Genomic DNA, 25534 nt, shown 5'->3' with positions numbered 1-25534 from the left:
TATGCACGAATTGGGAATTGTATTTCATATTATTCGCAGCGTGGAAGAGGTGGGCCGCGCCAATCAGGTGCGGCACATCCGCGCAGTGGCATTGGAACTGGGCGAGGTGTCCGGTGTGGTGGAAGAGTATCTGCAGGATTGCTGGAAGTGGGCGGCTGCCCGTTCCGCAATGCTGGACGGTGCGCAATTGAAGGTGCGCACCATCCCGGCGCGAACCGTGTGCGAAGCGTGCGGAGAAGTCTATCCTACGGTGCAGTACGGCCGGCAGTGCCCGGCCTGCAAAAGCGAACAGACACACCTTGTTCAGGGCAATGAAATGATGATCCAGGAGATCGAGGTGGACCCGGAAAGCGAAGCGATTCCCGCGGCGGATGAATGAGAAAAAGGGTAATTGAGAGAGGAGTTTTATCATGTTGTTTCAAATTTACGGAGAAAATGCCGGTTATCAGCTTTTGGGCTGGCTGCTGGTGTTCGCAGGGTTGATTGTGGTGAATGAACTGTCCCGCAGGACCAAAAAAGGCGGCATCTTTTTCTTCCTGCTGCTGCCGGCCGGCCTGACGGTCTATTTTATTTCCATCTATGTGGGCGCGGCCATGGGCGCCGAGTGGGCGCTGAACAACCCGACCTACGTACATATGAACAGCTGGTTCCATTATGCAAAACTGTACGCGGCAACGGCGGGCTGCATCGGGTTTATGATGCTCAAATACAAATGGGGAATTGCAAAAAACGATTGGTTTAAGGTGTTCCCGTTTGCCATTGTGGCCATCAACATCCTGATTGCCGTGGGCAGCGACTTTGAATCCGGCATCCGCGGTGCGCTGGCGCTGGCGGAAACGGGAGACCGCTGGTGGCTGTCCAGCGAGAACGTCTGGCTGTATGGCGGCTGGTGGAACTGGGTCAACGGCATTGCCGGCATCCTGAATATCTTCTGCATGACCGGCTGGTGGGGCATCTACACTTCCAAAAAACAGCAGGATATGCTCTGGCCGGACATGACGTTCCTTTACATTATCGCGTACGATTTGTGGAACTTTGAGTATACCTACAACAACCTTCCCACGCATGCCTGGTACTGCGGTCTGGCGCTTCTGCTGGCGCCCACCTTTGCCAATGCGCTGTGGAACAAGGGCGGCTGGATTCAGAACCGCGCCAATACGCTGGCTCTGTGGTGCATGTTTGCACAGGTGTTCCCGCTGTTCCAGGATGCCAGCGTCTTCTCCACGTTGCCGATTCTTTATACCGACGGCGTAATGGATGCAGCGGTTCGTCCCACTTCGGCGGACCCGACCATGCAGGGCGTAATCGCCATTCTGGCACTGGCTGCCAACGTGATCGTGCTGGCTATTATTATCAAGCGTTCGCTGGAGCAGAAGAAGAATCCGTACAAGAATGAAATTTTCACCGATCAGAGAGATTTCCAGCTGGCCATGGCGCGGGCGGAAAACAACTGAAAAGGCCCCGCCGAAAGGCGAGCCCGAAATTGGATATTGGCGCAGGAAAACACAGTCGGTGTTCAGGCACGCCAGCCACAGAATTCACACAGAGACTGAAACGATTCCGTGTTTTCTTCCAGAATGTTTTGAAGGTGGCAGAAGAAAGTTTTCAGATGAGACATAAAAATGCATCCTTTCGTTGTGTTTGTTTTGAACAGGTTTTATCTTACTGTCCGATGATAAACATTGGGTAAACAAAGCGGTTTATGATTCGTTTAACTTTGTGAAAAAAGGCGACAGCCAAGCGGCTGTCGCCTTTTTATATATCCTGAACAGGCAGCACAACGGTGATTCGCGTCCTGATGCCAGGGCCTGCTTACTCTCCGCAAAATCGGAGGAGAGATGTTGGAAAATGCAGTATGCTGGCTGATATTGTTGTTATCTTCTGCCATACCGTGCAGAACGGACACACGGTCCCTTTTCACTGCTTAACAAAAAAGGCAGCCCTTGGCGGGCTGCCCGAATCACAGTGGGTTTAGAAGAACAGGTCTTTGCTGGGGTATACAGGCTCGCAGGTCAGGCGAAGGCCCATTTTGCGCAGCGTGCCCTCGTCACCGGTGTGCAGCATGGTGGTGGAGTGCATTTCGCAATCGCGCAGCGTGGACAGTTCTTCCATGGCGCGGGCCGTCATGGTGTTGGTGGCAGCGGTGATGGCCAGGGCTGCCAGAACATCGTCCACTTTCAGTACGCTGGAACGGCTTCCCAGAATATTGATCTTCAGTTTCAGAATCGGTTCCAGAACAATGGGGCTGATGAGCATCAGCGAATCGTCGATGCCGGCCAGCACTTTGATGGCGTTCAGAACGCAGGAAGAGGAAGCGCTCATCAGATTGGACGCTTTTCCGGTGACGACCTGTCCGTTGGGGAGCTGGATAGCCGTAGCGGCTACGCCGGATGCTTTGCTCTTTTCAAGAGCCGGGTCCACCACAGCGCGGTCATGGGGATTAATGCCCATCTCCTGCATGATGCGCTTGATTTTGTCCACGGCATCCTGAGTCCCTTTGCCCTGCTTATGGTCGCACAGCGCTTTGAAGAAACGGCGAATGATTTCCTGTCCGGATGCCTCGCGGACCACCTGATCGTCCGTGATGGCGTAACCGACCATATTCACGCCCATGTCGGTGGGAGACTGATATACATTGTCTCCGGAAATGCGGGACAGGATGTTCCGCACGATGGGGAATGCCTCTACGTCGCGGTTGTAGTTGACAGTGGTTTTTCCGTAGGCTTCCAAATGGAACGGATCGATCATATTCACGTCGGCCAGATCGGCGGTAGCCGCCTCATAAGCCAGGTTGACCGGATGTTTCAGCGGCAGGTTCCATACGGGGAAGGTCTCGAATTTGGCATAACCTGCCCGGCGGCCCAGCCGAATCTCGTGATACACCTGGGACAAGCAGGTGGCCAGTTTGCCGGAGCCGGGACCGGGAGCGGTCACGACCACCAGAGGTTTGGTTGTTTCGATGTAAGGGTTGGCGCCGTAGCCTTCGTCGCTGCAGATGTAATCAATATCAGTGGGATAGCCCTTGATGGGACGATGAATGTAGTTTTTAACGCCGCGCATGGTTAGCTTCATGCTGAAGGCGTCCGCTGCGCTTTGACCAGTGTACTGGGTGATGACCACGCTGTTTACGCTGATGCCCATGGCGGTGATGTCGTCGATCAGGCGCAGAACCTCCATGTCATAGCTGATGCCAAGGTCCGCACGAACTTTGGTCTTTTCAATGTCACCGGCGCTGACCGCAAAAATGATCTCCGCCTGATCGCGCAGTTCATACAGAAGCCGGATCTTGCCGTTGGCGTCGTAACCCGGCAGAACGCGTGCCGCATGATAATCGTCGAACAGTTTTCCGCCGAATTCCAGATACAGCTTGCCGTCAAAATGACTGATTCGCTCCAGAATATGTTCTTTTTGCTTTTGAATATAAAGGCTGTTGTCAAACCCTTTTTGCATACGATGCTGCCCCTCTTCCCATTCTGATAAAGACTGTAAAATAACAAGATGCCGGAACACGCCGGCATGAACACAACTATTAATAAGGATACCATTAAATGGCCTGATTAGACAAGTTCCTTTCAAAAAAATGTTTGTTAAAATTATCACGTTGAAACCCGTCAGAATTTGGTATTCCTGCATGAAAAACTGAAAATTCCGCTCTGCGGATTCTCGGTTTGCTTTTCGGGCAAAATGTAAATGTTGGATTGCACAACTTTGGAAAAGTATACAATAAAAAAAGATGGTTTTCGTTTGTGTTTACGCAGTTTTTTCGTTATAATATAAAGTAAATTTGTACGGTACAGGCGGTGCGCGCTTTGCAGAAAAACGGATGGCTGAAAGTGATGCGGTATTTGTCGTGGCTCACCCAAGTGGGGTTTTCCATGGCGGCACCGCTCATTCTGCTTTTGCTGGGGGCCCATTGGCTGGTGAACAGCCGCGGCTGGGGCGTTTGGGTCTATGTGGCGGCCATTGTACTGGGCATTGGCGCGGGTGCTTCGTCCTTTGCGCAGTTTGCAGGCTTTTTTCAGCGTCAAATGCAGGAAAAGCCGGACGGGGACAGCTCCTCTTTGGACGCGTCGAAAAAAAAGAAATAAAGGAGGAACCCGATGCATAAAACTTCATCAGCCATCGTGAAAACGACCGGCCAGATCGCACTGGGCGAGGCGGTCGGATTGGTTGTGATGGTGGCGGTGTTTGCGCTTTTGGGGCAATTTGATTACACGGTAGTGACCGGTGCGCTTTTGGGCGGTGCGGGCGCCGTGCTCAATTTCTTTTTGATGTCCCTTACCGTAAAGAAGTCAGCGGGGCGCGGTGTACAGGGAAAGAACCGCATGATTTTGTCCTATTTCCTGCGGATGCTGCTGATGGTCGGCGTGATGGTTGTGGGAATCATTTGTCCGTATTTCCACTGGCTGGCCGTAATGCTGCCTTATCTCATGCCCACGCTGACGATTTACGCCATGCGGTTGCTGGGCCTTTACCGGCCCGAGCAGGGCGATTCGTAAAGTAATAAAAGGCCCGGCCGCCTGGCCGAGCTGATTTTAGGGGAAAAGAGAGGTGATCAAGCAGCAATGGAAATTTCAATCAACGGCGCACCGGTTTGTTTTACGCTGGATGTGTTTGGCGGAATTCCCATTTCAGCCACGCTGGTGGTGACGTGGGCGATTATGCTGCTGTTGACAGGACTGTGCATTTGGATGACGCGTGATTTGAAAGTTGCGGGGATTTCCAAAAAACAGGCGGTTGCGGAGTTTTTGGTGACCACTGCGGAAAATTTTGTGAATAACAATATGGGGCCGAAATGGTCGCGCTACATTCCGTTTATCGCCGCATTGTTCGCACTGTCGCTGTGCTCCAGTCTGTCCAGCCTTTTGGGACTGTTTGCACCGACGGCGGATCTTTCCACCGAACTGGCGTGGGCCATTGTGGTGTTCATCATGATCACGGGCACCAAAATTCGCTCCGGCGGCGTAGGCGGATACTTGAAGGGCTTCACCAAGCCGATTTTCATTCTCACGCCCTTCAACATCATCAGTGAGTTGGCTACGCCGATCTCCATGGCGTTCCGTCATTTCGGCAACATCATTTCGGGCACGGTCATCAGCACGCTGGTGTACGCGGCTCTGGCGACGGCAAACCGGGCGCTGTTTGGGCTTTTGCCCGGCCTGGTTGGCGATTTGTTGGGGGAGATCCCGTTCCTTTCGGTGGGTGTTCCCGCAGTGCTCAGTCTGTATTTTGACTGGTTCTCCAGCTTTATGCAGGCATTCATTTTCTGCATGCTGACCATGATGTATATCGCAACGGCGGCGGAAGACGGTTGATTTGTTTTTGAAATCCAATAATTTTATATTTTAGGAGGAAACACAAATGGAAAGAGCTTTGGTATTGATGGGTTGCGCCATTGGCGCCGGTTTGGCTTTGATCGCGGGCATCGGCCCTGGTATCGGTGAGGGTTACGCTGTTGGTAAGTCCTGCGAGGCAATCGCGCGGCAGCCGGAAGCCAAAGGCGACGTCACCAGCACCATGCTGCTTGGCTGCGCCATTGCTGAGACCACCGGTATTTACGGCTTTGTGACGGGTCTGCTTCTGCTGTTTGTGGCGCCCGGAATCTTCCTTGGCATGCTGTGATGTTTTCACGCCAGTCAATGCAAAGGAGGGATAGAGCGTGGAAACAGCTCTTGTATTGATGGGATGTGCCATCGGCGCAGGTCTCGCGGTGCTGGCGGGCATTGGCCCGGGCATCGGCGAAGGTTTCGCAGTCGGCGGCGCTTGCCTTGCGATTTCCCGCCGCCCGGAATTGAAGCATGAGATCACATCCACGATGCTGTTGGGAAGCGCTGTGGCGCAGACGACCGGCATTTACGGCTTTGTGGTGTCGCTGCTGCTTTTGTTCCTGGTGCCGGGGATGTTCGTGGGCATGCTCTGATCCCACTGCGAACAAAAAAGGAGGGAGCCCGGAATGGAATATCAGTCCCTGGTCGGAGTTGTGCCATGGACCTTTGTTGCGCAGATCTGCAACTTGTTTATTCAGGCTTTTTTGTTTAAGAAGTTCCTGTTTAAACCGATCAAGGCAATTATGGACAAGCGCGCGCAGCAGGTGGATGAAACCTATGCGGCTGCCGAGCAGGCGCAAAAGAGCGCGCAGGAAATGAAAGACGAGTACGAGCAGCGTTTGGCAAGCGCTAAGCAGGAAGCCAGTGAAATTGTGAAAGCGGCCAATGTGCGGGCCAGCGCGCAGGCCGAGCAGCTGGTGGGCCAGGCGCGTGAAGAGGCCGCGGCACTGAAGGTGAAAGCGGAGAAGGACATTGAAGCCGAGCGCAGAAAAGCTGCAGGCGAGCTGAAAAATGACATCTCTGCATTGGCGCTGGATTTGGCAGGTAAGGTCGTGGAGCGCGAATTGGATGCCGATAAGCACAAGGATCTGATCGACGATTTTATCAGCCGTGTGGGTGATGCGTCATGACCGCGGCGCAAAAGGAATACGGCGGCGCGCTGTATGAACTGGCGGCGGAAGAAAACTGCGAAGATCAGGTGCTGGAAGGCCTTCAGCTGACACAGCGCCTGTTTCGCGAAAATCCGGACTATTCCAAGCTGCTTTTGCAGCCGTCCATCCGAAAGGAAGATCGTCTGGCGCTTTTAGACCAGGCTTTGGGCGGAAATGTGCAGCCGTATGTGCTCAATTTTTTAAAAATTCTGTGCGAACGTCGGGCGCTGTCCGATTTGGATGGCTGCGTGGCGGAATTTTGTGCGCGGCTGTATGAAGCGCGCGGTATTTTGCCGGTAACGGCGATCAGTGCGGTTCCCCTGACGGAACAGCAGACGCAGGCGCTGAAAGAAAAGCTTGCGCAGGTCACGGGAAAAAGCATTTTGATCGAAAACAAAGTGGACGAAGCTCTTGTGGGCGGAATCAAAGTAGAGTATGAAGGCAAAGAGCTGGACGGCTCTGTGGCGGGACGTTTTGAGGCGCTGCGCCAGATGCTTTTGGAAAGTTGGTGAGAGGATGCAATTAAAACCAGAAGATATCAGCAAGATCATCAAAAGCCAGATCAAGAACTATGACGCCCAGATCAAAAGCACAGAGACCGGAACCGTCATCATGGTGGGCGACGGTATTGCGCGTGCATACGGTTTGGAAAAGTGCATGGCCAATGAGCTGGTGGAATTTGAAAACGGCGAATACGGCATGGCCCTCAACCTGGAGGAGAACAGTGTCGCCATTGTTATTCTGGGTTCGGATGAAGGCATCAAGGAAGGGGACACCGTCAAGCGCACCGGCAAGGTCGTAAGCGTGCCGGTAGGCGAGGCGATGATCGGCCGTGTAGTCAATGCGCTGGGCCAGCCCATCGATGGAAAGGGACCGGTGGAGACAAGCGAGTTCCGCCCCATTGAGCACAAGGCGCCCGGTATCATCGAGCGCAAAAGCGTCAGTGTGCCTTTGCAGACAGGCATCAAGGCCATTGACAGTATGATCCCCATCGGCCGCGGTCAGCGCGAGCTGATCATCGGCGACCGTCAGACCGGTAAAACGGTGCTGGCAACGGATACGATCATCAACCAGAAAGGTCAGAATGTACTTTGCATTTATGTGGCCATCGGTCAGAAGAGGTCTACGGTTGCTCAGCTGGTGGAGACGCTGAACGCTGCAGGCGCCATGGAGTACACCACAGTGGTGTCTGCCACGGCTTCTGAGCTGAGCCCGATGCAGTATATTGCACCTTATTCCGGCTGCGCCATGGCGGAATATTTTATGGATCAGGGCAAAGACGTGCTGATCGTATACGACGATCTGTCGAAGCACGCGGTGGCTTACCGTGCGCTGAGCCTGTTGATTCGCCGCCCGCCCGGACGTGAGGCGTACCCCGGCGACGTATTCTATCTGCACAGCCGTTTGCTGGAACGTGCGGCGCGTATGGCACCGGAATACGGCGGTGGTTCCATCACTGCTCTGCCGATTATTGAGACGCAGGCCGGCGACGTATCTGCCTATATCCCCACGAACGTGATCTCCATCACTGACGGACAGATCTTCCTGGAGACCGAACTGTTCCACTCCGGCGTTATGCCGGCTGTGAACCCGGGCATTTCGGTTTCCCGCGTGGGCGGCAATGCGCAGATCAAAGCCATGAAAAAGGTTTCCGGTACGTTGAAACTGCTTTATTCACAGTATCGTGAGCTGAAGTCCTTTGCACAGTTTGGTTCGGATCTGGACAGCGATACAAAGCGCCGCCTGGCACAGGGTGAACGCATTGTGGAAGTGTTGAAGCAAAACCGCAATTCTCCGGTTCCTGTGGAGCTGCAGGTCTGCATTTTGTATGCGGTGGTTCACGACCTGCTCATGGATGTTCCCGTGGAGCAGATCAAGAATTACGAGCAGGAAATGTACGAAGATATGACAGCCCTGCATGACGCGGACGTTCTGGCGCCCATCCGTGAGACGGGCAAGCTGGATGAAGCTACCGAGCAGGCGCTGAAAAAAGCGCTGGAGGACTTTACGCAGCGCTTTGTGCAATCGCATCAGTAAAGGAGGCACAAGCCGATGGCTGCTTCATCGATGAAAGACATCAAGCTGCGCATGAAAAGCGTGGAAAGCACCATGCAGATCACCAAGGCGATGGAGCTTGTGGCCTCTTCCAAGCTGCGGCGCGCAAAACTGCACGCTGAGCAGACGCGCCCTTACTTTACGACGCTGCACCAGACGCTGATGGATATCTGCTATGGGAATACGGATTTTTCATCGCCTTATGTGCAGAAACGTGAAGTAAAAAAACGCTGTTATGTGATGATTGCCGGCGACCGGGGGCTCGCGGGCGGATACAACGCCAATCTGTTCCGGGCGATGGAGGAACATCGGGCCGGTGCGGACAGCGTGATGCTTCCCATTGGCAAGAAGGCGGTGGAATATTGCCAGCGCCGCAAATTGCCCATTCTGACAGAGGATTACGCTCTGGCGGAAGATGTTCAAATGGACGATTGCGCCGCCATGGCAAAGCTGCTTTGCCAGAGTTTCTGCAAGGGCGAATTTGACGAGCTGGAGATTGTGTACACCAACTTTGTCTCCATGCTGAGCCAGCAGCCGGCAGTTTTGAAAACATTGCCGCTGAATTATGACCGCGAGCTGGCAAAGGAAGAGAAGGGGCTGCACAATCTGACGCTGTACGAGCCGTCCAGTGAGGCGGTTTACAACGCCATTGTGCCCGAGTATGTTGCGGGCCTGATTTACGGCGCTCTGGCAGAGAGCGTGGCCAGTGAACAGGGCGCACGCCGCACAGCAATGGATGCGGCCAGCAAAAACGCGAGCGAGATGATCGAGGATCTGTCTTTGCATTACAACCGTGCGCGTCAGGCGGCCATTACGCAGGAGATCACAGAGATCGTGGCAGGTGCGGAAGCATAACGGTCAGAACAAAACGAGGAAGGAGAAGGGGATGACGCCCGCTTCTTCTTTTGCAAAAGGAGTTGCATTATGGAGCAAAAGAACATCGGCACAGTGACGCAAATCATGGGTCCTGTGCTGGATATCAAGTTCGCTGACGGCCACCTGCCCGACTTGCTCAACGCAATTACGGTGCAGAACGGCAGCGATACCATCACGGCGGAAGTGGCGCAGCACGTGGGAGACAACGTGGTTCGCTGCATTGCCATGGCCAGCACCGACGGAATGGTGCGCGGCGCGCAGGCGGTGGATACCGGCGCTTCCATTCAGGTGCCGGTGGGTGAATGCACGCTGGGCCGCATTTTCAACCTTTTGGGCCAGCCCATTGATAACAAACCGGCTCCCGAAGGTGCTGAGTGGTGGCCCATTCATCGTCCGGCTCCTGCCTATGACGAGCAGGAGTCCACAACCGAGATTCTGGAAACCGGCATCAAAGTCGTAGACCTGATCGCTCCCTATGCCAAGGGCGGCAAAATCGGCCTGTTCGGAGGCGCCGGCGTCGGCAAAACCGTGTTGATCATGGAGTTGATCAACAACGTTGCCAAACAGCACGGCGGTTTGTCCGTGTTCACCGGTGTAGGCGAACGTACCCGCGAGGGCAACGACCTGTACAACGAGATGACGGAATCAGGTGTATTGTCCAAGACGGCTCTGGTCTACGGCCAGATGAACGAGCCGCCGGGAGCCCGTATGCGCGTGGCGCTGTCAGGCCTGACCATGGCGGAATATTTCCGTGACCGGGAAAACCAGGACGTTCTGTTGTTTATCGACAACATCTTCCGTTTTACCCAGGCAGGTTCCGAGGTGTCGGCACTGTTGGGCCGTATGCCTTCTGCGGTGGGTTACCAGCCCACGCTGGCCACGGAAATGGGCGCTTTGCAGGAGCGCATCACCTCTACGAAGAAAGGTTCCATCACTTCGGTGCAGGCGGTTTATGTTCCGGCGGACGACTTGACGGACCCGGCTCCGGCTACCACCTTTGCCCATCTGGACGCGACCACGGTTTTGAGCCGCAGCATTTCTTCGCTGGGCATTTATCCGGCCGTGGATCCGCTGGAATCCACTTCCCGCATTCTGTCCCCGGATGTGGTGGGCCCGGAGCATTACGAAGTGGCCCGTGAGGTGCAGCGAATCTTGCAGCGCTATAAAGAACTGCAGGATATCATCGCGATCATGGGCATGGATGAGTTGTCTGAGACTGACAAGATCACCGTGTCCCGTGCACGTAAGATTCAGCGCTTTTTGTCGCAGCCGTTCAGCGTAGCGGAACAGTTCACCGGCATGGAGGGCAAATACGTACCGCTGAAGGAGACCATTCGCGGATTTAAAGAGATCATCGAAGGAAAACACGACGATCTTCCGGAATCGGCGTTCCTGTTTGTGGGTACCATTGACGAGGCCGTGGAAAAGGCAAAGACGCTGTAAAGCGGGAAAGGAAGAGAGAGTATGTCTACCTTTCATCTGCAGATTGTCACACCGGACGGCGGCTTTTTTGACGGAGAGGCCGAGCGCGTGAGCGTGCGCACCATTGACGGAGAGGCCGCGGTTCTGGGCAATCACATCCCGTATGTTACAGCACTCGGCACAGGTGAGGCGCGGGTCGTGGTGGATGGTCAAACGCGCAGGGCTGCCGCAAGCGGCGGCATGCTGGCGGTGACCCCCGGTCATGTGCGTGTGGTTGCGACCACCTTTGAGTGGGCAGAGGACATTGATGTGGAGCGTGCAAAACGCGCCAAGGAAGATGCCGAACAGCGCATTCAAAATGCAAAGGACCCGCACGAATTGCAGCTGGCCAAGGCGCGGCTGTCCCGTGCGCAGGTTCGTTTGAACGTGGCAAAACGATAAAAGCAAAAACGGACGTTCCGCTTTTACGGAACGTCCGTTTTTTATGTTGAAATGAAAGTAAGATCGAATGGATGACAGCCGCTGTTCAATTGTGGTATACTAAAATTTGCGATGGTTTTAAAAAGGAGGCGGTTGCTTTGCCGGGTGCGAATGCAATGCGGCGAAATTTTCTGTGGAATACCTTTGGAAATATTCTTTACATGGGATGTCAGTTCCTGTGCGGCATTCTTGTAGTTCGGTTGGCAGGCGAAGTGAACTCCGGCAATTACAACATCGCGCTGGCAGTGACCAATATTTTTGTGTCGGTCGCTTCCTATGGAATGTACAGCTTTCAAGTTTCGGACGTTGAGAACAAGTATTCACAGAGTACGTACATTGCCAGCCGGATGACTACCTGTGTTCTGGCGACGGTTTTGTGTATGGGATATACGCTGCTGGGGGCGACTTTGGGCGAGAACCCTTACAGCAAACTGCAATGTGCCTGTATTCTGCTGTATCAGGCTTACCGGATGGTAGAATCCATCACGGATGTATACAATGCCATTGACCAGCAGAACGAACGGCTGGACATTGTGGGAAAAACGTATGCTGTGCGCGGCGTTGCTTCGCTGGCGGTGTTTGTGGCGGTTCTGTGGGTCACGCATGACATGGTCCTTACACTGCTGTTTATGGTTGCGGTGAATGTACTGCTGTTCTTTTTTTATACGCTTCCCAAGGCCAGGCCTTTTTACACCTGTTCGGCTGTGACAGAGAGCGCTGTTTTGGCGCTTCTGTGGGAGTGCCTGCCGCTTGCCGTTTATAATGTACTGGCCAATACAACGGCGTCCATTCCCAAACTTATGCTGGAAAAAATTCTGGGGGAAACGGCGCTGGGAATCTACAGCCCTGTGACGCAGCCGGTTCTTCTTCTGCAGGTGGGCGCTACGTATCTGTTTACACCTTTTATCACGCTGTTTGCACAGAATTATGCCGAGCGGAACCGCCGGGGATTTTACAAAGCAATTTTGGCGGTGCAGGGCATTGTGCTGGCACTTTTGCCGGCGGGCCTTCTGGTTTGCCGTTATTTGGGCCGCTGGGGGCTGGCGGTATTTGTGGGCGCGGGTTTGGAAAGCTACGCGTATCTGTTGGCTCCCATGGTGGTTTCGGCGGTGCTTACAGCCATGATGTTGTTCTACAGCATGGTGCTGACGGTGATGCGCTGCATGCGCGGCCTGATTTTTGCAAATGTCTGCGGTATTATAACCGCTGCCTGCATCAGCAGCCCATGCATCCGCCGTTGGGAACTGCAGGGGACGACCTTTGCGACCATCGGTGCGCTGTGTGTACAATGTGTCTGTCTGGTGGCCATCACACTGGTCAACGCAAGGCGTCATTTTGCTTCGGAAGATACGTAAAAGGAGAGATTTTGTGGGGAAGGCTGAGAATCATCGCGCGCGTCTGAATGCGCTGATTGCACTGGGAATGGTTTTGGCGGTCTACGCTCTGGTTTGGTTGGCCTTTGGTGTGCGTTACGAGGTGAACGACGATGCGACGCTGTGCAATATTGCGGCCGGTGCGTATGGCGAGGACAGCCAGTACCTGGTTTACATCAATATTCTGATTGGGTATTTTCTCAAACCGTTTTACTGGGTTCTGCCCGGGGTCAACTGGCTTTATTTTTTGCAGACGGCGGCGGATGTGGCAGCCCTTGCGGTTTTGTGCCGGATGCTTTTGGAAAAGTGCGGCCGAAAACAGGGAATCGTGCTCAGCGTTTTGCTGCTGGCGCTGGCAGGTGTGGATTTGTTCTACAGCTTTCAGTATGTGAAAAACAGTGGACTGTATCTGGTTGTGGGTTTGGCCTTGATGGCGGATCACCTGGGGCGCTGGGACAGAGGAACCGTTTGGGGAATCTTTTGGGTTCTGCTGGGTTCCATGGTACGCTTTCAAAATTTCCCGGCGGTGGGCGGAATGGCCGCCGCGCTGCTTCTCTGGCGCTTTTTTGCGCTGGACCGGGATGGAAAGAAGCGGGCGGTCGCCGCTATGCTGACAATGTTCTTTTTGGTGGGACTGGCCAAAGGTGTGGACATATTGGCTTATCGTGTGCAGGAAGACTGGCAGGCTTATACGGAATACAATGCGGCCCGCACGGAAGTGTCTGATTTTCGCCTTCAATATGTTCAAAGTTCGCAGGAGATGGAGGCATATGGCTACAGCGCCAACGATTATGACACGTTGAACAGCTGGAGTTTTTGGGATGATAATGTGTTCAGCACGCAGGCGCTTGAGGAACTGGCGGCGAAACTGCCGCAAAATGGCTTTTTGTCGGCGCTGCGGGATGCGGGACACTATTGTCTTGGTGTGTTGGACAATGCGCCGTTCCATCTTCTGCTGTGTTGCGTGGTGCTGGCGTGGCTGTTTTACGGACGAAAAAGAACCAGCTGGGCATTTGTGGCCACGGGAATTCTTTATGGCTGCATGGTATTCTACCTGTCGCTGCGCGGGCGCTTCCCTCACCGGGTGGAATACGTGCTTGTGCTGGCGGCCGCTGTGTTTGCCGCGCTGTGCTGCGATTGGAACACAAGAGAGAAACGCATTCCGCTGCGGGTGCTGAGCCTTTTTGCGGCGGGGGTACTGGTGGTGTGCCTGCCCTATTGGAAAGACACACGGGAAACGATGATTCAGTATCGGGAAGATCGTCCGTTCCGGCCGGAGTATACGGAATACTCCGCGGACAAGGATCATTTGTATCTGGTGGACGTGGATGTGCTGGACTCTCTGGCGGGATACGATGTGCTTCATCCTCGTGAAAAGGACTTCTTTTCCAACATTGTGGTCATGGGCGGCTGGCTGAGCCATGCGCCGCACCGTGTGGAAGCGCTGGCACGATATGGGGTGGACAATCCTTATCTGGACATGGTGGACAACGATGTGGTGTATCTGGTGGACTCCTACAACGTCAGCGCGAAGGAAATTTATCTGAGTGAGCATTATGGGCTGTCTGTGGAACGGGAAACGCTTCGGGAGGAGCAGTTCAATTTGTACAAAATGAAAAGTACACAGAACAGCGATGCATAAAGAAAACCGCTTCGGCTTTTGCCGAAGCGGTTTTTCGCTTATGCGGGGCAGCGCGGCCGCTGTTTGGTGAACAAGGTACACAAACGGCACAGCAGCCAAAACAGAAAGGAGGCCAGTGCAAACAGTCCGGCCAGAATGCCCAGGGCAGCAGCGGGCAGAGGCACAAGGCCTGTCCAGGGACCGAACAAAACAATTGCCAGCGAATAGCCTGCGCACATCAGTCCCCATACGGTGGCACGCAGAGGAGTGAAAGGCCGGCACACAGTTCCCAAAGCAAGAAGACCGGCATAGGCAATGACCAGCGTGCAAAGGGAAGAAAGCTGTTCGGTAGTCAGGTTCAGCCAGGCGGACGCTGCCATGGCGGCCAGAATGCAAGTTGCACAGGTCAGCCCGCCGGGCAGTGCGCGCAAAAGTACCGTGCGAAGGAAGCGACCGTGAACTTTTTCGTAACAGGGTTCAAAGGTGAGCAAAAAGCCGGGAGCCCCGATCACAAAAAAGCTGAAGACAGAGATCTGAAGGGGAACGAAGGGATAGGGCATGGCAATCAACAACAGCACCAGCGAAATGGTGAAGGAAAAAATGTTTTTGATGAGAAACAATGCGGCAGAACGCTGAATGTTGTTGATGACGCGCCGCCCTTCGTCTACGATGCGCGGCATTACGGAAAAGTTGGAATCCAAGAGGACGAGTTGCGCGACCTGTTGTGCAGCATCGCTGCCGGTGGCCATGGCAATGCTGCAGTCAGCATCTTTCAGCGCCAGAACGTCATTGACGCCGTCACCGGTCATGGCTACGCTGTGGCCGGCCTGTTGCAGCGCGTGAATCAGGACTCGCTTTTGGCCGGGCGTAAGACGGCCGAACACCGTGTACTCCAGCGCAGCGGCACGAAGCTGCTCTTCCGTGGTAAGGGTGGATGCATCGATGTATCGTTCGGCGTTGCGCACACCGGCGCGCCGGGCGATGTCGGCTACGGCTGCGGCGTGATCGCCGGAGAGGATTTTCACATCCACGCCCTGCCGATAAAAGTATTCCAGCGTTTCGTGTGCGTCGGGGCGAAGCGCATCTGCAAGGAAGAAAAAGCCGAGCAGGCTTGCATCGCAGACTTTGCCCGTGGCAGGCGCTTCGGTCGTTCGGGCAAACGCCAGTACACGCAGACCGCGGCTCAGGGCGCTCTCAAGGCTGGCGAGTTCCGGTGCATCATGGGGGAGCACATACTCCGGCGCACCCAATACGTACCACATGCCGTCGGGTGCAAGGCGTGCGGAAAATTTTCGTGCAGAGGAAAAGGGGATTTGTTCGCCACCCGTCCAATCGGGCGCAGAATCACTCGCCAAATACGTCCGCAACGCGCGGGAGGTGGGGTTATCGCTCTCGTCCGCGCGGAGAAAGGCGGCGGCCCATGGAAGCAGCTCATCGCGTTTCAACCCGGGAGCGGGAAGAACATCGGTCACCTCCATGGCTCCTTCGGTCAGCGTGCCGGTTTTGTCGAAGCAGACCACGTCTACACGGGCGAGGTTTTCAATACAGGATAATTCGTGCACAAGCACGCGGCGGCGTGCCAGAATCAGTACGCCCAGTGCAAGCGCTACACTGGTGAGAAGGTAAAGTCCTTCCGGAACCATGCCGATCACGGCGGCTACGGTGGATGTGACCGCGTAGTTCATTCCGGTGCGCAGCAAAAAGAACTGCTTCAAAAACATGCAGATTCCCAAAGGTGCCAGCAGGATTCCGATACAGCGGACCAGCTTGTCCAGAGAATTCATCATTTCGGAACGGTGTCGTGTGGGCTTTTTGGCTTCGCGTACCAGCTGAGCGGCATAGGCTTCTTCTCCGACACGGGTAAGACGCGCCAAACAGGTGCCCGCCACAAGAAAGCTCCCGGACATCAGGTCGTCGCCCAGCTGCTTTTGCACCGAAGCAGCTTCTCCGGTCAGAAGCGCTTCGTTGACTTCCGGAGCGCCCTCGCAGACCTGTGCGTCCGCGGGCACCTGGTTGCCGGCCCGCAGAAAAACAATGTCATCCCGCACCAGCTGTTCCGCGGGCAGGTCCATGCGCTGCCCGTTCCGCACGGCGGTGACGGTGGCAACATGCAAAAGCGAGATCTTTTCCAATTCATGCTTGACGCGCAGTTCCTGTACGATCCCGATGAGCGTGTTGAAAAAGATAACACCTAAAAACAGCATGTCGCTGTAAGAGCCAACGGAAAAAAGACAGAACGCCAAAAAGCAGAACAAAAAGTTGAATGGCGTGAGCGCGTTGTCGCGGATGATGCGTCCTGTGGTTTTGGAAAGCGAAGCAGGCGCGATATTGCAAAGCCCTGCTTTTACGCGCTGGGCGACCTGCTCGCTGTTCAGACCCTGATGGCAGTCGACACAAATTCTGTCGACTGTACCAGGTGCTTTTTCGTGTTTCATGGCGGATGGTTCCCCTTTTTTAAAATCGAATGAAAACTGCTCTTATTCAAGAGACGATGCAGCGGTTGTTTTGTATTCACATTCGTTGATAAAAAAGAAAGCAGGCAGGGCGAAAGGCCCTGCCTGCTTCGATCAATCCATCAGGCCGTGGGCCTTTAAAGTGGCAATCAGCATGCTGTTGTTCAACTTTTGAACCATCAATTCTCGAAATTGACAGCTTTTTTCCTTGCCCTGACTGCGCAGCGCTTCCATTTTTTCATGGATTTTCTGCTGCTGGGCAGGAAGTTCTTCGCACAGGTCTTCCAGACGCCCCAACTTTTCCGCAGCGTCTGCTTCCGTGCAGGCAAGACGATATCCGCTCTCGGTACATTCGGTCAAGCGCATGACGCAGCCTCCTTTTATACGGTCAGATGGGGACGGTCCTGGTCGCCGTCCGCCTTGAACAGGAGAAAATGGTCGCTTTCGGTGGTGGAGTAATAATACTCCGTGTTTTCGTACAAGGGGGGCGTCAGATAGTTGGGAAGAATGTTGGCGTCCGTTTCCGTCCGCTGGCAGAAACCGGCAGACGCCATCTGTGCGGCGGAAATCCCTGCACAATAGCAGTCCGCGTATTCGGCGCCGACCTGTTGCATCAGCCGATTGATGCCGGGCCCAAATTCCGGGAACTGTTCCGGCAGCCCAACATAATCCACAATGCGCAGCACCGCGGTCCCGTTGACGGGAACCGTGCGTGTGGCCAGAAGAGAACCATTCAGGTGCCACAGATCGTAGTGCTGCCGCGAATAGGAAAAGTAGCGGCGCGTCAGATACCACAAGTCCTTGAAAGGGCGAAGCTCCGGGTGGGGAACATAGACTTGCGCCAGCTGGCGGGCATCCTGCACCGGCAAAAGTGCCGGGCCGTCTGCCACAGGCAGAATCGTTTTTTGGGCAATGCGTGCGACCGCGTAGGAAGAACGGTCCGCAAGGCGGTAATAGTGGGGAAGACGGCAGGCTTCATATCCCAGAAAGCGATACAGAGACACTACCTGCGGCCGAATATTGTTGCAGGCAGCCATCCGGGCGCCGCACAGGCGGGGAAGCGCATCCAGAAGCTCCATCCCGGCGCCGCTGACGGATTTATCCGCACACCAGATGGAGATCCAGATGTCCGGATGTTCACAGGCATTGGCGCGGATGTAGCCGGCCAGAGCAGCGATGCGTCCCTGTGTCTCACACAAGGCGAATTGCAGGCGGTCGCCGTCCTCATAATAATAAGTAAAAAAATCGTCCAGGTGGACCAGCGGATGGCGCGCTCCCCAGTGTTCATCCAAAAAGCGGACAATGGAGGATTTGTCGTCCCGGCTGGCCAGCCGAAAAGAAAAAGAATGTTTCATACCACGTTCTCCAGGCAAAAAAGCAGGCTGGCGGACCCGCCAGCCTGTCAATTTGTTTTTCAGGCGGTCATGCGTTCAATCAGATCCAGCAGGTCGCCCACATTCTGCAGATCGCGCACATCGGCCAGACCGAACTTCAGACCGAACTTTTTCTCAATCGCTGTCAGCAGATTGATCTGCTCCAGGCTGTCCCAGTCCTCAATGTCGTCGGCGCAGGTCTCGCGGGTCAGAACCAGTTCCTCGTCGTCAAAATTATCGCGGAAAATTTGCTGCACTGCTTCAAAAATCGCATTGCTGTCCATGTTCAAAACGCTCCTTTACAATAGTACGGTCTCCATCACCGTGCACTGCGGCTGATAACCGTCAAATCCGGTGAAAGCGAACGTGCGGTTGCCCTGTTCGTCCTCGGCAACTTTTTCAAACCCGATTGTAGCATAAAAATCCTTTACGGGCAAATTTTTCGCCGTGGGATAATAGAAGCCGTTGATTTTGCGGATGCCCTGCTCCGCGCACACGGCAACCAGGCGGTCGAACATGGCGTGTTCCAGCTGCCGCTTGAAGGTACGGCAGCTCATAATCCAGAGGTCAATGTCAGCCTCGCCCGGGGCAGTTTTATGCGCGATCAGCGCGGTGACGATTCCGTTGTCACCGAATTTGTCCACCAGCCGTCCATAAAGGGTGATGTACTGGTCATCGTTCATCAGGGCTTCTACTTCGGCGGCCGTGTAGCGGCGTGTGGTCAGATTGAACTGGTTGGTTTTGTTGATCAGCTGTGTGATCCGCTCGGCATGAGCCTGGTCAAAGGCGCCGATTTCGCAGTGCATCTCCAGGCTTTTCAAATAATCCTCGTAATTGCCGAAGCTCTGCTCCAGCGCGGCGCGCTGGGCGTTCTGCTTGTACATTTCGTTGCGCTTTTTGTCGTCGGCGGAAAGGGTGGTCACTTCAAAATAACCGGCCTTGTCCAGCGCGCGGATATACATTTCGGGTGCCGTCAATTCCGGAACGGTCACGCCGGGAAGCTCGCGGCGCACAATTTCGCGCTCGGCGGGGTTGTCGTCCATGAACACGAAGCTGTCGGGCAGCAGGTTGATCTGCTGCGCGATGGCGGCAATGTTCCGGTGCTTGGGTTCCCAGTTGGCTTTGAAGCACACGAAATCGTCCAGTTTCAAAATACTGTCAGCGCGCTCAAAGCCTTTTTTGGCCATCTCCTCTTCATTTTTGGAGCAGACGTTCAAAAGAACACCCAGGCGGGAAAGCTCTTTCAGATACTGCTGGAATTCCGAATAGGCCATGCCGGCGGGTGTCTCCTTGCCAAGCACGATCCCCTCGGGACCGTCATCGCCGATCACGCCGCCCCACAGGGTGTTGTCCAGGTCCAGAACGACGCTTTTCTTGTTCTTGCCGAACAGGCTTTTGATAATGTTGGCAACACTGTGGCAAAGGACCGGGATATATTGCGTGTCCATCGCATATTTGTAAGCGTACCACACCGTCGGGGAGAACCAGTTGTCCAGGCCCACGCTGGCAGCCAGATATGCCAGATCATGCATATAGAAATTGGGGGTCTTGGCGGCGTACTCTGCCGTCATGGTGTTCAACCGGTTGATAAAGTTGACATGACCGTGTGTATCCACGGCGTCCATGCTGCCCATCAGCCGGTAGCCGGGCAGTTCGAAGTTGTTCTGAATGACCGGGCATCCGAATTTGGCCGCGGCGTTCCACAGAGTCTGCCAGCGGGCGCACTCGGCGGAAAACTTTTCTTCCACCTGCTGCGGCGAGTCCGCCTGGGTGGGCAGATTGACAATGTTTTTGGATGATGTGTGAATATAGAGAATGTCCGGCTGGAACGCAGCCAGAGAGCCGTCGTCGAACAAGATGTTTTCGTAGTACAGCGCATATCCGCCCACGTAGAATTCCGGCTGAATTCCTGCGTTCAGCAAAAACAGTTCCAGAATGTTTTTGATCTCGCCGATGGTGGAGCCGCTGAGAATGGCAACTTTTTTGGGAACAAGGCCCTCCTGCGCTGCGAGCTGGCGCTTCAAACTGCGTTTTTTCTGCAAAATCAATCCACTGTCAAATGGATATTCCAGGGTTTGCATACTGTTTCCCTCCGCCTTTTATAGTGTGATATCATTATAATAGAAAGCGAGATAAAAAACAAATCAAAAAGCGAAATTTCACAACAGGGCCGCTTGCAATGGCGGGGGGCATTCGCTATAATAAAGACTACATATGACGCTTTTTGTCGGCGGAATGTGAAACATAATTCAGTTCTTTTTCGTATTAAGAAAGGGAAGAAACATGCAGTTTACGTTTGCCCATAACAATTTGAATGTGCTGGACCTGGAAAAAAGTCTGGCGTTTTACAAAGAGGCTTTGGGGCTTGTGGAGGTGCGCCGGCATGAAAACGATGCGTTACCCTGGTCTATCTGGGGGATGGCCGCACCGCGCATCTTTTGGAGCTGACCTGGCTGAAAGACCGCAAAGAACCCTACAATCTGGGGGAGAATGAGTTTCATCTGGCGTTCCACGTGGACGATTACGAGGCGGCCCATGCCAAGCATGCGCAGATGGGCTGCATCTGCTATGAAAACCCCGGAATGGGGATCTACTTTATTGCGGACCCGGATGGATACTGGCTGGAGATTGTTCCCGCCAAGTGATCACACGCCGAAGTCTTCCAAAAGCCGTTGCAACTCTTCCTGTGTGGAAACGGGAATGCCGGCTTGAATGAGAGCCGCGTCACCGGGCGGAAGCAGGTTGGTGTAGGCTTCATAACGGGCGATTGGTTCGGTTTCTCCGTCCCGGAACAATGCCAGTTGGCCCTGGTATTCACTGAGCGTATACGAGGGCGGATCTTCCAGACGCGCCTCGGCCTGGGGCGTGATCAGGGGGACGGCGAGGAAATAAAGGCTGATGCATAAAAGAAAAACAGCCGGCCCTGTCAAAAGCAGGCAAAGAGTTCTTCGCATAAAAATCACCTCATTGGCAGTATGGTGCGCGTAAAATGGCTTTATTCCACGAAGCGCGTGTTTTGTGAAGGGCGTGCGCATGGCGCACCCCATTTCTGTGCCATACTATTGTTCGGTGCGGACGTTTGTTCCGCACGGTACATGAATTTGTGGCGCTAAGTCTTTGTAGGAGGCGACTTATCATAGAAAACAGGAAAAGAAGCCCGCAAGGGGCGCGGGGCGCGTCGGCACCCGTGAGAAAGAAGAAAAAGCAAAGCACAGCAAAGCGGATTTGGTTTGGCTTTTTACGCTTTATTGCAGTGTGCATGTGCCTGGGCATCATTGCGGTGTCCATTGCGTCGGTGCTGCTCAGCATGTATGTGGTGAAGGCCACGGCCAACGATGATACGCTGCTGGATTTGGAAAACATCGCGCAGAGTTATACCAGTATCATCTATTATAAGAGCACGAACGCAGAGGGGCAGGACGAGTGGCTGGAATATCAGACGCTTGACAGCCCGGACGAGAATCGTATCTGGAAAGATCTGGATGATATTTCCGTCAATCTGCAGAACGCATACATTGCCATTGAGGACCAGGACTTCCGTGAGCACAAAGGCGTGAACTTTAAGCGCACGGTGTTCGCTGCCATCAACGAGATCGTGCATGAGGTGACGGGCGTCTGGCTTCGCGGTTCGCAGCAGGGCGCTTCCACCATCAACCAGCAGTTGGTGAAAAACATCACGGACGAGCGTGCCAGTGACGGTACGGCCGGCTATCTGCGTAAAATTCGTGAGATTTTCCGTGCGCTGTCTCTGGACGCGCGGTATTCCAAGGACATGATCCTGGAAGCTTATCTGAATACATTGGGCCTGACCGGTAACATCGGCGGTGTGGAAGCAGGTGCGCTGCGCTATTTTGATAAGCATGCGGGCGACGAAGACAACATTGCCGAGGGCAAGGAGCCGCTGACCATTGCAGAGTGCGCGACCATTGCGGCCATCACCAAGAATCCTACGACCTACAGCCCGATCACAAACCCGGAGGATCATCTGGTCCGCCGGAACAAGGTGATCAGCAACATGTATGAGCAGGGTTATATCACCGAGGAACAGCGGGACGAAGCGCTGGCTGCACCGCTGGTTCTTGCGGAGAAGACCACCGATGAAAATGCGGCCAAACAGACCAACAACAGCTACTTCACCGACGCCTTGATCGATGAAGTGATTACAGATCTGCTGGCGGAGAATCCCGACAATCTGCCGGAAGAAGAGTGGGACAGAAAGGCTGCGGAAAATTATTTCTATACCAAAGGCCTGAAGATCTATTCCACCGTTGTGCCGGAGCTGCAGGCGGAAATGGAAGACGTGTTCAACCGTGCGGAATACTGGCCTGCCTATGAGATCGAGTACGATCCGGGCGATGGGTCCGAGCCGTATATGACGCGCACCAATGCTTCGGGTGTTTCCATCAACTACAAAGGCGAGTTGTGCGCTGTGGTCGGCGGCCTGGGTGCGAAGACTGCAGACCGTACGCTGAACCGCGCTATCGATTCGGTCCGGCAGGTAGGTTCTACCATGAAAGGCGTGGCGGCCTATCCGCTGGCCATTGAGTACGGCTGGGCGGATTACTCCATGACGTATATCGATGCGCCGGTATATGAGGCCGGTGACATGGATGACAACGGAACCGTGTACAAGAATCCCTGGCCCAGCAACTACAGCGGCACCTATACGCGGCAGCCGGTCACGGTCTATGAGGCAATCAAGCAGTCACTGAATACCATTGCCGTAAGAGTTGGCCAGTCGGTAGGCATGGATGAGATGTACAGCTTTGCAACCGAGACGCTGGGAATCACCACGCTGGATCCGGAATACGATAAAAACCTCGCGCCGCTGGTGCTGGGTTCCATGCATTACGGTATGACCGCATACGAACTGGCGGGCGCTTATATGATGTACGGAAACGGCGGTCAGTTTACCACGCTGCACAGCTATACCACGGTGGAGGACTTCCGCGGAAACGTGATTTTGAAAAAGGATATCACCACCGTACAGGCCATCAGCGAGGATACCGCGTATATCATGAACCGCTTGCTGAAGGGCGTTTTGTACGACAGCGGCGGTACAGCTCGCGGCTTGATGGCGGATGACGCAGGCATGGAGAGCGTGGGTAAAACCGGTACCACCAATGATAACAAGGATATTTGGTATGTGGGCCTGACGCCGTATTACTGCTCGGCGTTCTGGTTCGGCTATGACGAGAGCCTGCCCATGAGCAGTTATAATCCGGGACGTATCAAGCACCCGGGTGCGAGCGCCTGGCGTGAGATTATGGATACCGTGCAGGCGGATGAGACCAAGTATCCGTATAAGGAATGGACCATGCCGGATTCCGTGGTAAAAGATTCGTTCTGTACCGTAACGGGAGACAAACCGGCAGCGGGATGCCCGACGGCTACCGGCTATTACAAAGCTTCGGAAGTAGACGAACGCACGACCTGCCCGGGTCATGGCTCAACAGAATAAACCATTCAAAAGCGGTGCTGCGCATATGCAGCACCGCTTTTTTACGTGCAAATGAAATAAAATGTGCTCTTACTGCGTACAGTTGTGATTGTATACTGTACAATCTATCTGCATGAATTCCACACATAGCGCGCTCCTTTGACAAATTGCCGAAAAGAATTGGCGGAGAAAAGAAATTCTTGTGTTTAGAAGGAGAACATGCTATGATTGCATTACATTCATAAAATACAAATGTGCGTCATGTGCGCACGAATGGAGGGTACCATGGAAAAGCGCTTCTTGCTTGTGGACGTAAATGTGCTGCCGGAAGTGTTTTTGCGTGTTCTGCGTGCCAAGGAACTTCTGGCAAGCGGAGCAGCTAAAAATATTTCGATTGCTTCACGGATGGCGGGAGTTTCCCGCAGTGCGTTTTATAAGTATAAAGACTGCATTTTTGATGCGGAAGATGGCAAGGAAGTATTGACGGTGAACGCGGTTCTTCTGGACGAGACCGGGGCGCTGCAGGCGCTTCTGGCCGGAATTTCCACAGCGGGCGCATCCATTGTGACCATCAACCAGGCCACGCCGGAGAATGGAACGGCGCAGGTTTCCGTAACCATTCGCGCAGGTGGTATGCAAATGTCTCTGGATCAGATGCTCCATCGTTTAAAAGAGCAGCGCACGGTCGTGGATATCCGCCGTGGGGCGTGAGAGAAAGGAAAAGGGAAGATGGCAAAAATTGCAATTTTAGGCTTTGGCACGGTGGGAAGCGGCGTTCTGGAAGTGTTTCGTACCAATGCGGACAAAGCAGCCCGCCGTGCAGGGCAGCCTGTGGAAGTGAAATATATCTGTGATATCCGGGATTTTTCTTCGCGTCCGGATGCGGCGCTGTTTGTGAAAACGCTGGACCCGATTTTGAACGATCCCGAAGTGACCGCTGTAGTGGAGACCATCGGTGGAACAAAAGTGGCGTATCCTTACGTGAAGGCAGTGCTGGAAAGCGGCCGTCACGTGGCCACCTCCAACAAGGAGCTGGTTGCGACCCATGGCGCGGAACTGCTGGCTCTGGCCCGCGAAAAAGGCGTGTGTTTCCTGTTTGAGGCCAGTGTGGGCGGCGGTACGCCGGTTATTACGCCCATGTATCAATGCCTGGCAGCCAACAATCTCAGCGAAGTTCGCGGAATCGTCAACGGAACCACCAACTTCATGCTGACGAAGATGGAACGGGAGGGCATGGATTTTGAAGGTGCGCTGAAGCTTGCTCAGAGCCTGGGCTATGCGGAGACCATCGATCCGTCGGCGGATGTGGACGGCATTGATGCACAGCGAAAAATCTGCATTTTGGCCAGCATTCTTTTCGGACGGCATTTCTATCCTCAAAATGTGGCTGCGCGCGGCATTCGGGATGTGAGCGTCAAAGACATTGCTTTGGCCAGACGGCAGAATGCAGCAGTCAAACTGATCGCGTGGGCCAAGCAGACGGAAGACGGTCCGGCTTTGGCGGTGGAACCCATGCTGGTACCCCGGGAAAGCCAGCTGGCGGGCGTGGACGATGTGTTCAACGCTGTGATGGTGCGCGGTGACATGTTGGGCGATGTGATGTTTTATGGCAAGGGCGCAGGCAAACTGCCCACCGCCAGCGCCGTGACCGCAGATGTGTTGGATGCGCTGCGCAATGGCGGGTCCATTCATGAAAGTCTCTTTTGGACGGACAGTGAGCCGATGGAAGGCGTTTACGAGGACGCGTCTCCGGCTGACCGCTATGTAAGGGCCGAGGGCGGCGCTGCAGCGGTGCGGGCTGTGTTCGGCGATGTGGAGATTTTGGACGAGGCGGACGGAGAGACCGCTTTTACGCTGCGCGGCAAGTCTGTTGCGCAGACGCGTGCACTGTGCGAAGAAGCAGCGCGGCAGGACGTGCGCGTAAAAAATGTTTTGAAATGGCTGACGCTGTGAGAGGGTGAAG

The 25534-nt window shown here is 54.4% G+C and carries 25 protein-coding genes and 1 pseudogene; 19 read left to right on the top strand and 7 right to left on the bottom strand.

Features of this window, described 5'->3' with window-relative positions; all coding sequences use genetic code 11:
* Nucleotide 1 precedes the first annotated feature (1 nt).
* Nucleotides 2-379 carry a hydrogenase maturation nickel metallochaperone HypA gene (locus ACKTS9_RS04000; protein ID WP_349216831.1) on the top strand — a complete coding sequence of 126 codons (378 nt, stop codon included), beginning with the start codon at nucleotides 2-4 and terminating at the stop codon, nucleotides 377-379.
* Between the two features lie 31 nt (nucleotides 380-410).
* On the top strand, nucleotides 411-1454 hold the full coding sequence (locus tag ACKTS9_RS03995; RefSeq protein ID WP_349216830.1) for a DUF5692 family protein: 1044 nt from the start codon (nucleotides 411-413) through the stop codon (nucleotides 1452-1454).
* A gap of 517 nt (nucleotides 1455-1971) precedes the next feature.
* Here the strand turns inward: ACKTS9_RS03995 and ACKTS9_RS03990 are convergent.
* Complete coding sequence (locus ACKTS9_RS03990) at nucleotides 1972-3450, bottom strand: DUF1846 domain-containing protein (RefSeq protein WP_349216829.1); 1479 nt, start codon at nucleotides 3448-3450, stop codon at nucleotides 1972-1974.
* Nucleotides 3451-3809: 359 nt separating this feature from the next.
* On the opposite strand from ACKTS9_RS03990, the gene ACKTS9_RS03985 reads away from it, so the two are divergent.
* From ACKTS9_RS03985 to ACKTS9_RS03925, 13 genes are all read left to right on the top strand, one after another.
* Entirely contained in the window at nucleotides 3810-4088 is a 279-nt protein-coding gene (locus ACKTS9_RS03985) for an AtpZ/AtpI family protein (RefSeq protein ID WP_407879085.1), read from the top strand.
* A gap of 12 nt (nucleotides 4089-4100) precedes the next feature.
* Nucleotides 4101-4499, top strand: a complete 399-nt coding sequence (locus ACKTS9_RS03980; protein ID WP_349216827.1) for an ATP synthase subunit I — start codon at nucleotides 4101-4103, stop codon at nucleotides 4497-4499.
* Nucleotides 4500-4565: 66 nt separating this feature from the next.
* On the top strand, nucleotides 4566-5315 hold the full coding sequence (locus ACKTS9_RS03975; RefSeq protein WP_407879082.1) for a F0F1 ATP synthase subunit A: 750 nt from the start codon (nucleotides 4566-4568) through the stop codon (nucleotides 5313-5315).
* A 46-nt stretch (nucleotides 5316-5361) separates the two neighbouring features.
* The gene (gene atpE, locus ACKTS9_RS03970; protein ID WP_349216825.1) at nucleotides 5362-5622 is read left to right on the top strand and encodes an ATP synthase F0 subunit C; all 261 of its coding nucleotides are present in this window, start codon (nucleotides 5362-5364) and stop codon (nucleotides 5620-5622) included.
* 58 nt (nucleotides 5623-5680) lie between these two features.
* The gene (gene atpE, locus ACKTS9_RS03965; protein WP_349216838.1) at nucleotides 5681-5920 is read left to right on the top strand and encodes an ATP synthase F0 subunit C; all 240 of its coding nucleotides are present in this window, start codon (nucleotides 5681-5683) and stop codon (nucleotides 5918-5920) included.
* Nucleotides 5921-5953: 33 nt separating this feature from the next.
* Nucleotides 5954-6457: a F0F1 ATP synthase subunit B gene (atpF, locus tag ACKTS9_RS03960; RefSeq protein ID WP_349216824.1), complete on the top strand. Its 504-nt coding sequence runs from the start codon at nucleotides 5954-5956 to the stop codon at nucleotides 6455-6457.
* A complete protein-coding gene (atpH, locus tag ACKTS9_RS03955) occupies nucleotides 6454-6990 on the top strand; it encodes an ATP synthase F1 subunit delta (RefSeq protein WP_407879079.1) in 537 nt (178 codons plus the stop codon). The genes atpF and atpH overlap by 4 nt, the downstream gene beginning before the upstream one ends.
* Before the next feature lie 4 nt (nucleotides 6991-6994).
* Nucleotides 6995-8515 (top strand): F0F1 ATP synthase subunit alpha, encoded by a 1521-nt coding sequence (gene atpA / locus ACKTS9_RS03950; RefSeq protein ID WP_407879077.1) that lies wholly within the window; start codon nucleotides 6995-6997, stop codon nucleotides 8513-8515.
* 15 nt (nucleotides 8516-8530) lie between these two features.
* Complete coding sequence (atpG, locus tag ACKTS9_RS03945; RefSeq protein ID WP_349216821.1) at nucleotides 8531-9388, top strand: ATP synthase F1 subunit gamma; 858 nt, start codon at nucleotides 8531-8533, stop codon at nucleotides 9386-9388.
* Between the two features lie 69 nt (nucleotides 9389-9457).
* Nucleotides 9458-10852, top strand: a complete 1395-nt coding sequence (gene atpD, locus ACKTS9_RS03940; RefSeq protein WP_407879074.1) for a F0F1 ATP synthase subunit beta — start codon at nucleotides 9458-9460, stop codon at nucleotides 10850-10852.
* Nucleotides 10853-10873: 21 nt separating this feature from the next.
* Nucleotides 10874-11272 (top strand): ATP synthase F1 subunit epsilon, encoded by a 399-nt coding sequence (gene atpC / locus ACKTS9_RS03935; RefSeq protein ID WP_407879072.1) that lies wholly within the window; start codon nucleotides 10874-10876, stop codon nucleotides 11270-11272.
* Between the two features lie 137 nt (nucleotides 11273-11409).
* Nucleotides 11410-12666: a lipopolysaccharide biosynthesis protein gene (locus tag ACKTS9_RS03930; RefSeq protein WP_407879070.1), complete on the top strand. Its 1257-nt coding sequence runs from the start codon at nucleotides 11410-11412 to the stop codon at nucleotides 12664-12666.
* Between the two features lie 13 nt (nucleotides 12667-12679).
* Nucleotides 12680-14326 carry a hypothetical protein gene (locus ACKTS9_RS03925; RefSeq protein ID WP_349216817.1) on the top strand — a complete coding sequence of 549 codons (1647 nt, stop codon included), beginning with the start codon at nucleotides 12680-12682 and terminating at the stop codon, nucleotides 14324-14326.
* Nucleotides 14327-14364: 38 nt separating this feature from the next.
* Here the strand turns inward: ACKTS9_RS03925 and ACKTS9_RS03920 are convergent, their stop codons facing one another.
* From ACKTS9_RS03920 to ACKTS9_RS03900, 5 genes are all read right to left on the bottom strand, one after another.
* A complete protein-coding gene (locus ACKTS9_RS03920; RefSeq protein ID WP_407879067.1) occupies nucleotides 14365-16740 on the bottom strand; it encodes an HAD-IC family P-type ATPase in 2376 nt (791 codons plus the stop codon).
* Nucleotides 16741-16872: 132 nt separating this feature from the next.
* Entirely contained in the window at nucleotides 16873-17124 is a 252-nt protein-coding gene (locus ACKTS9_RS03915) for a hypothetical protein (protein ID WP_349216815.1), read from the bottom strand.
* Between the two features lie 14 nt (nucleotides 17125-17138).
* A complete protein-coding gene (locus ACKTS9_RS03910) occupies nucleotides 17139-18113 on the bottom strand; it encodes a hypothetical protein (RefSeq protein WP_349216814.1) in 975 nt (324 codons plus the stop codon).
* Nucleotides 18114-18172: 59 nt separating this feature from the next.
* Nucleotides 18173-18415 (bottom strand): acyl carrier protein, encoded by a 243-nt coding sequence (locus ACKTS9_RS03905; protein WP_349216813.1) that lies wholly within the window; start codon nucleotides 18413-18415, stop codon nucleotides 18173-18175.
* 15 nt (nucleotides 18416-18430) lie between these two features.
* On the bottom strand, nucleotides 18431-20212 hold the full coding sequence (locus ACKTS9_RS03900; protein WP_407879064.1) for an HAD-IIIC family phosphatase: 1782 nt from the start codon (nucleotides 20210-20212) through the stop codon (nucleotides 18431-18433).
* A gap of 202 nt (nucleotides 20213-20414) precedes the next feature.
* Between ACKTS9_RS03900 and ACKTS9_RS03895 the strand changes: the two are divergent.
* Nucleotides 20415-20776, top strand: a pseudogene (locus ACKTS9_RS03895) (VOC family protein).
* On the opposite strand, the gene ACKTS9_RS03890 reads toward ACKTS9_RS03895, so the two are convergent.
* Nucleotides 20777-21085 (bottom strand): hypothetical protein, encoded by a 309-nt coding sequence (locus tag ACKTS9_RS03890; RefSeq protein WP_407879062.1) that lies wholly within the window; start codon nucleotides 21083-21085, stop codon nucleotides 20777-20779.
* Nucleotides 21086-21318: 233 nt separating this feature from the next.
* On the opposite strand from ACKTS9_RS03890, the gene ACKTS9_RS03885 reads away from it, so the two are divergent.
* The 3 genes from ACKTS9_RS03885 (at nucleotide 21319) to ACKTS9_RS03875 (ending at nucleotide 25524) form a co-directional block, all read left to right on the top strand.
* Nucleotides 21319-23592, top strand: coding sequence for a transglycosylase domain-containing protein (locus tag ACKTS9_RS03885; RefSeq protein ID WP_407879060.1), 2274 nt, complete (start codon nucleotides 21319-21321; stop codon nucleotides 23590-23592).
* Between the two features lie 264 nt (nucleotides 23593-23856).
* Complete coding sequence (locus ACKTS9_RS03880; protein WP_407879058.1) at nucleotides 23857-24282, top strand: amino acid-binding protein; 426 nt, start codon at nucleotides 23857-23859, stop codon at nucleotides 24280-24282.
* A gap of 18 nt (nucleotides 24283-24300) precedes the next feature.
* Nucleotides 24301-25524, top strand: a complete 1224-nt coding sequence (locus ACKTS9_RS03875; protein WP_407879056.1) for a homoserine dehydrogenase — start codon at nucleotides 24301-24303, stop codon at nucleotides 25522-25524.
* Nucleotides 25525-25534: the final 10 nt, after the last annotated feature.

It is taken from the genome of Owariibacterium komagatae (genome assembly GCF_045865535.1).
GTDB lineage: Bacteria > Bacillota > Clostridia > Oscillospirales > Ruminococcaceae > Ruthenibacterium > Ruthenibacterium komagatae.
The sequence above is the reverse complement of the archived record's forward strand: the minus strand, read 5'-3'. Positions and strand labels throughout refer to the sequence as shown.

What these genes read in the sequence shown, in the direction of transcription:
- ACKTS9_RS04000 (WP_349216831.1), top strand. Translation starts at nt 2, where the DNA reads ATGCACGAATTGGGAATTGTATTTCATATTATTCGCAGCGTGGAAGAG.
- ACKTS9_RS03995 (WP_349216830.1), top strand. Translation starts at nt 411, where the DNA reads ATGTTGTTTCAAATTTACGGAGAAAATGCCGGTTATCAGCTTTTGGGC.
- ACKTS9_RS03990 (WP_349216829.1), bottom strand. Translation starts at nt 3,450, where the DNA reads ATGCAAAAAGGGTTTGACAACAGCCTTTATATTCAAAAGCAAAAAGAA.
- ACKTS9_RS03980 (WP_349216827.1), top strand. Translation starts at nt 4,101, where the DNA reads ATGCATAAAACTTCATCAGCCATCGTGAAAACGACCGGCCAGATCGCA.
- ACKTS9_RS03975 (WP_407879082.1), top strand. Translation starts at nt 4,566, where the DNA reads ATGGAAATTTCAATCAACGGCGCACCGGTTTGTTTTACGCTGGATGTG.
- atpE (WP_349216825.1), top strand. Translation starts at nt 5,362, where the DNA reads ATGGAAAGAGCTTTGGTATTGATGGGTTGCGCCATTGGCGCCGGTTTG.
- atpE (WP_349216838.1), top strand. Translation starts at nt 5,681, where the DNA reads ATGGGATGTGCCATCGGCGCAGGTCTCGCGGTGCTGGCGGGCATTGGC.
- atpF (WP_349216824.1), top strand. Translation starts at nt 5,954, where the DNA reads ATGGAATATCAGTCCCTGGTCGGAGTTGTGCCATGGACCTTTGTTGCG.
- atpH (WP_407879079.1), top strand. Translation starts at nt 6,454, where the DNA reads ATGACCGCGGCGCAAAAGGAATACGGCGGCGCGCTGTATGAACTGGCG.
- atpA (WP_407879077.1), top strand. Translation starts at nt 6,995, where the DNA reads ATGCAATTAAAACCAGAAGATATCAGCAAGATCATCAAAAGCCAGATC.
- atpG (WP_349216821.1), top strand. Translation starts at nt 8,531, where the DNA reads ATGGCTGCTTCATCGATGAAAGACATCAAGCTGCGCATGAAAAGCGTG.
- atpD (WP_407879074.1), top strand. Translation starts at nt 9,458, where the DNA reads ATGGAGCAAAAGAACATCGGCACAGTGACGCAAATCATGGGTCCTGTG.
- atpC (WP_407879072.1), top strand. Translation starts at nt 10,874, where the DNA reads ATGTCTACCTTTCATCTGCAGATTGTCACACCGGACGGCGGCTTTTTT.
- ACKTS9_RS03920 (WP_407879067.1), bottom strand. Translation starts at nt 16,740, where the DNA reads ATGAAACACGAAAAAGCACCTGGTACAGTCGACAGAATTTGTGTCGAC.
- ACKTS9_RS03915 (WP_349216815.1), bottom strand. Translation starts at nt 17,124, where the DNA reads ATGCGCTTGACCGAATGTACCGAGAGCGGATATCGTCTTGCCTGCACG.
- ACKTS9_RS03910 (WP_349216814.1), bottom strand. Translation starts at nt 18,113, where the DNA reads ATGAAACATTCTTTTTCTTTTCGGCTGGCCAGCCGGGACGACAAATCC.
- ACKTS9_RS03905 (WP_349216813.1), bottom strand. Translation starts at nt 18,415, where the DNA reads ATGGACAGCAATGCGATTTTTGAAGCAGTGCAGCAAATTTTCCGCGAT.
- ACKTS9_RS03900 (WP_407879064.1), bottom strand. Translation starts at nt 20,212, where the DNA reads ATGCAAACCCTGGAATATCCATTTGACAGTGGATTGATTTTGCAGAAA.
- ACKTS9_RS03890 (WP_407879062.1), bottom strand. Translation starts at nt 21,085, where the DNA reads ATGCGAAGAACTCTTTGCCTGCTTTTGACAGGGCCGGCTGTTTTTCTT.
- ACKTS9_RS03880 (WP_407879058.1), top strand. Translation starts at nt 23,857, where the DNA reads ATGGAAAAGCGCTTCTTGCTTGTGGACGTAAATGTGCTGCCGGAAGTG.
- ACKTS9_RS03875 (WP_407879056.1), top strand. Translation starts at nt 24,301, where the DNA reads ATGGCAAAAATTGCAATTTTAGGCTTTGGCACGGTGGGAAGCGGCGTT.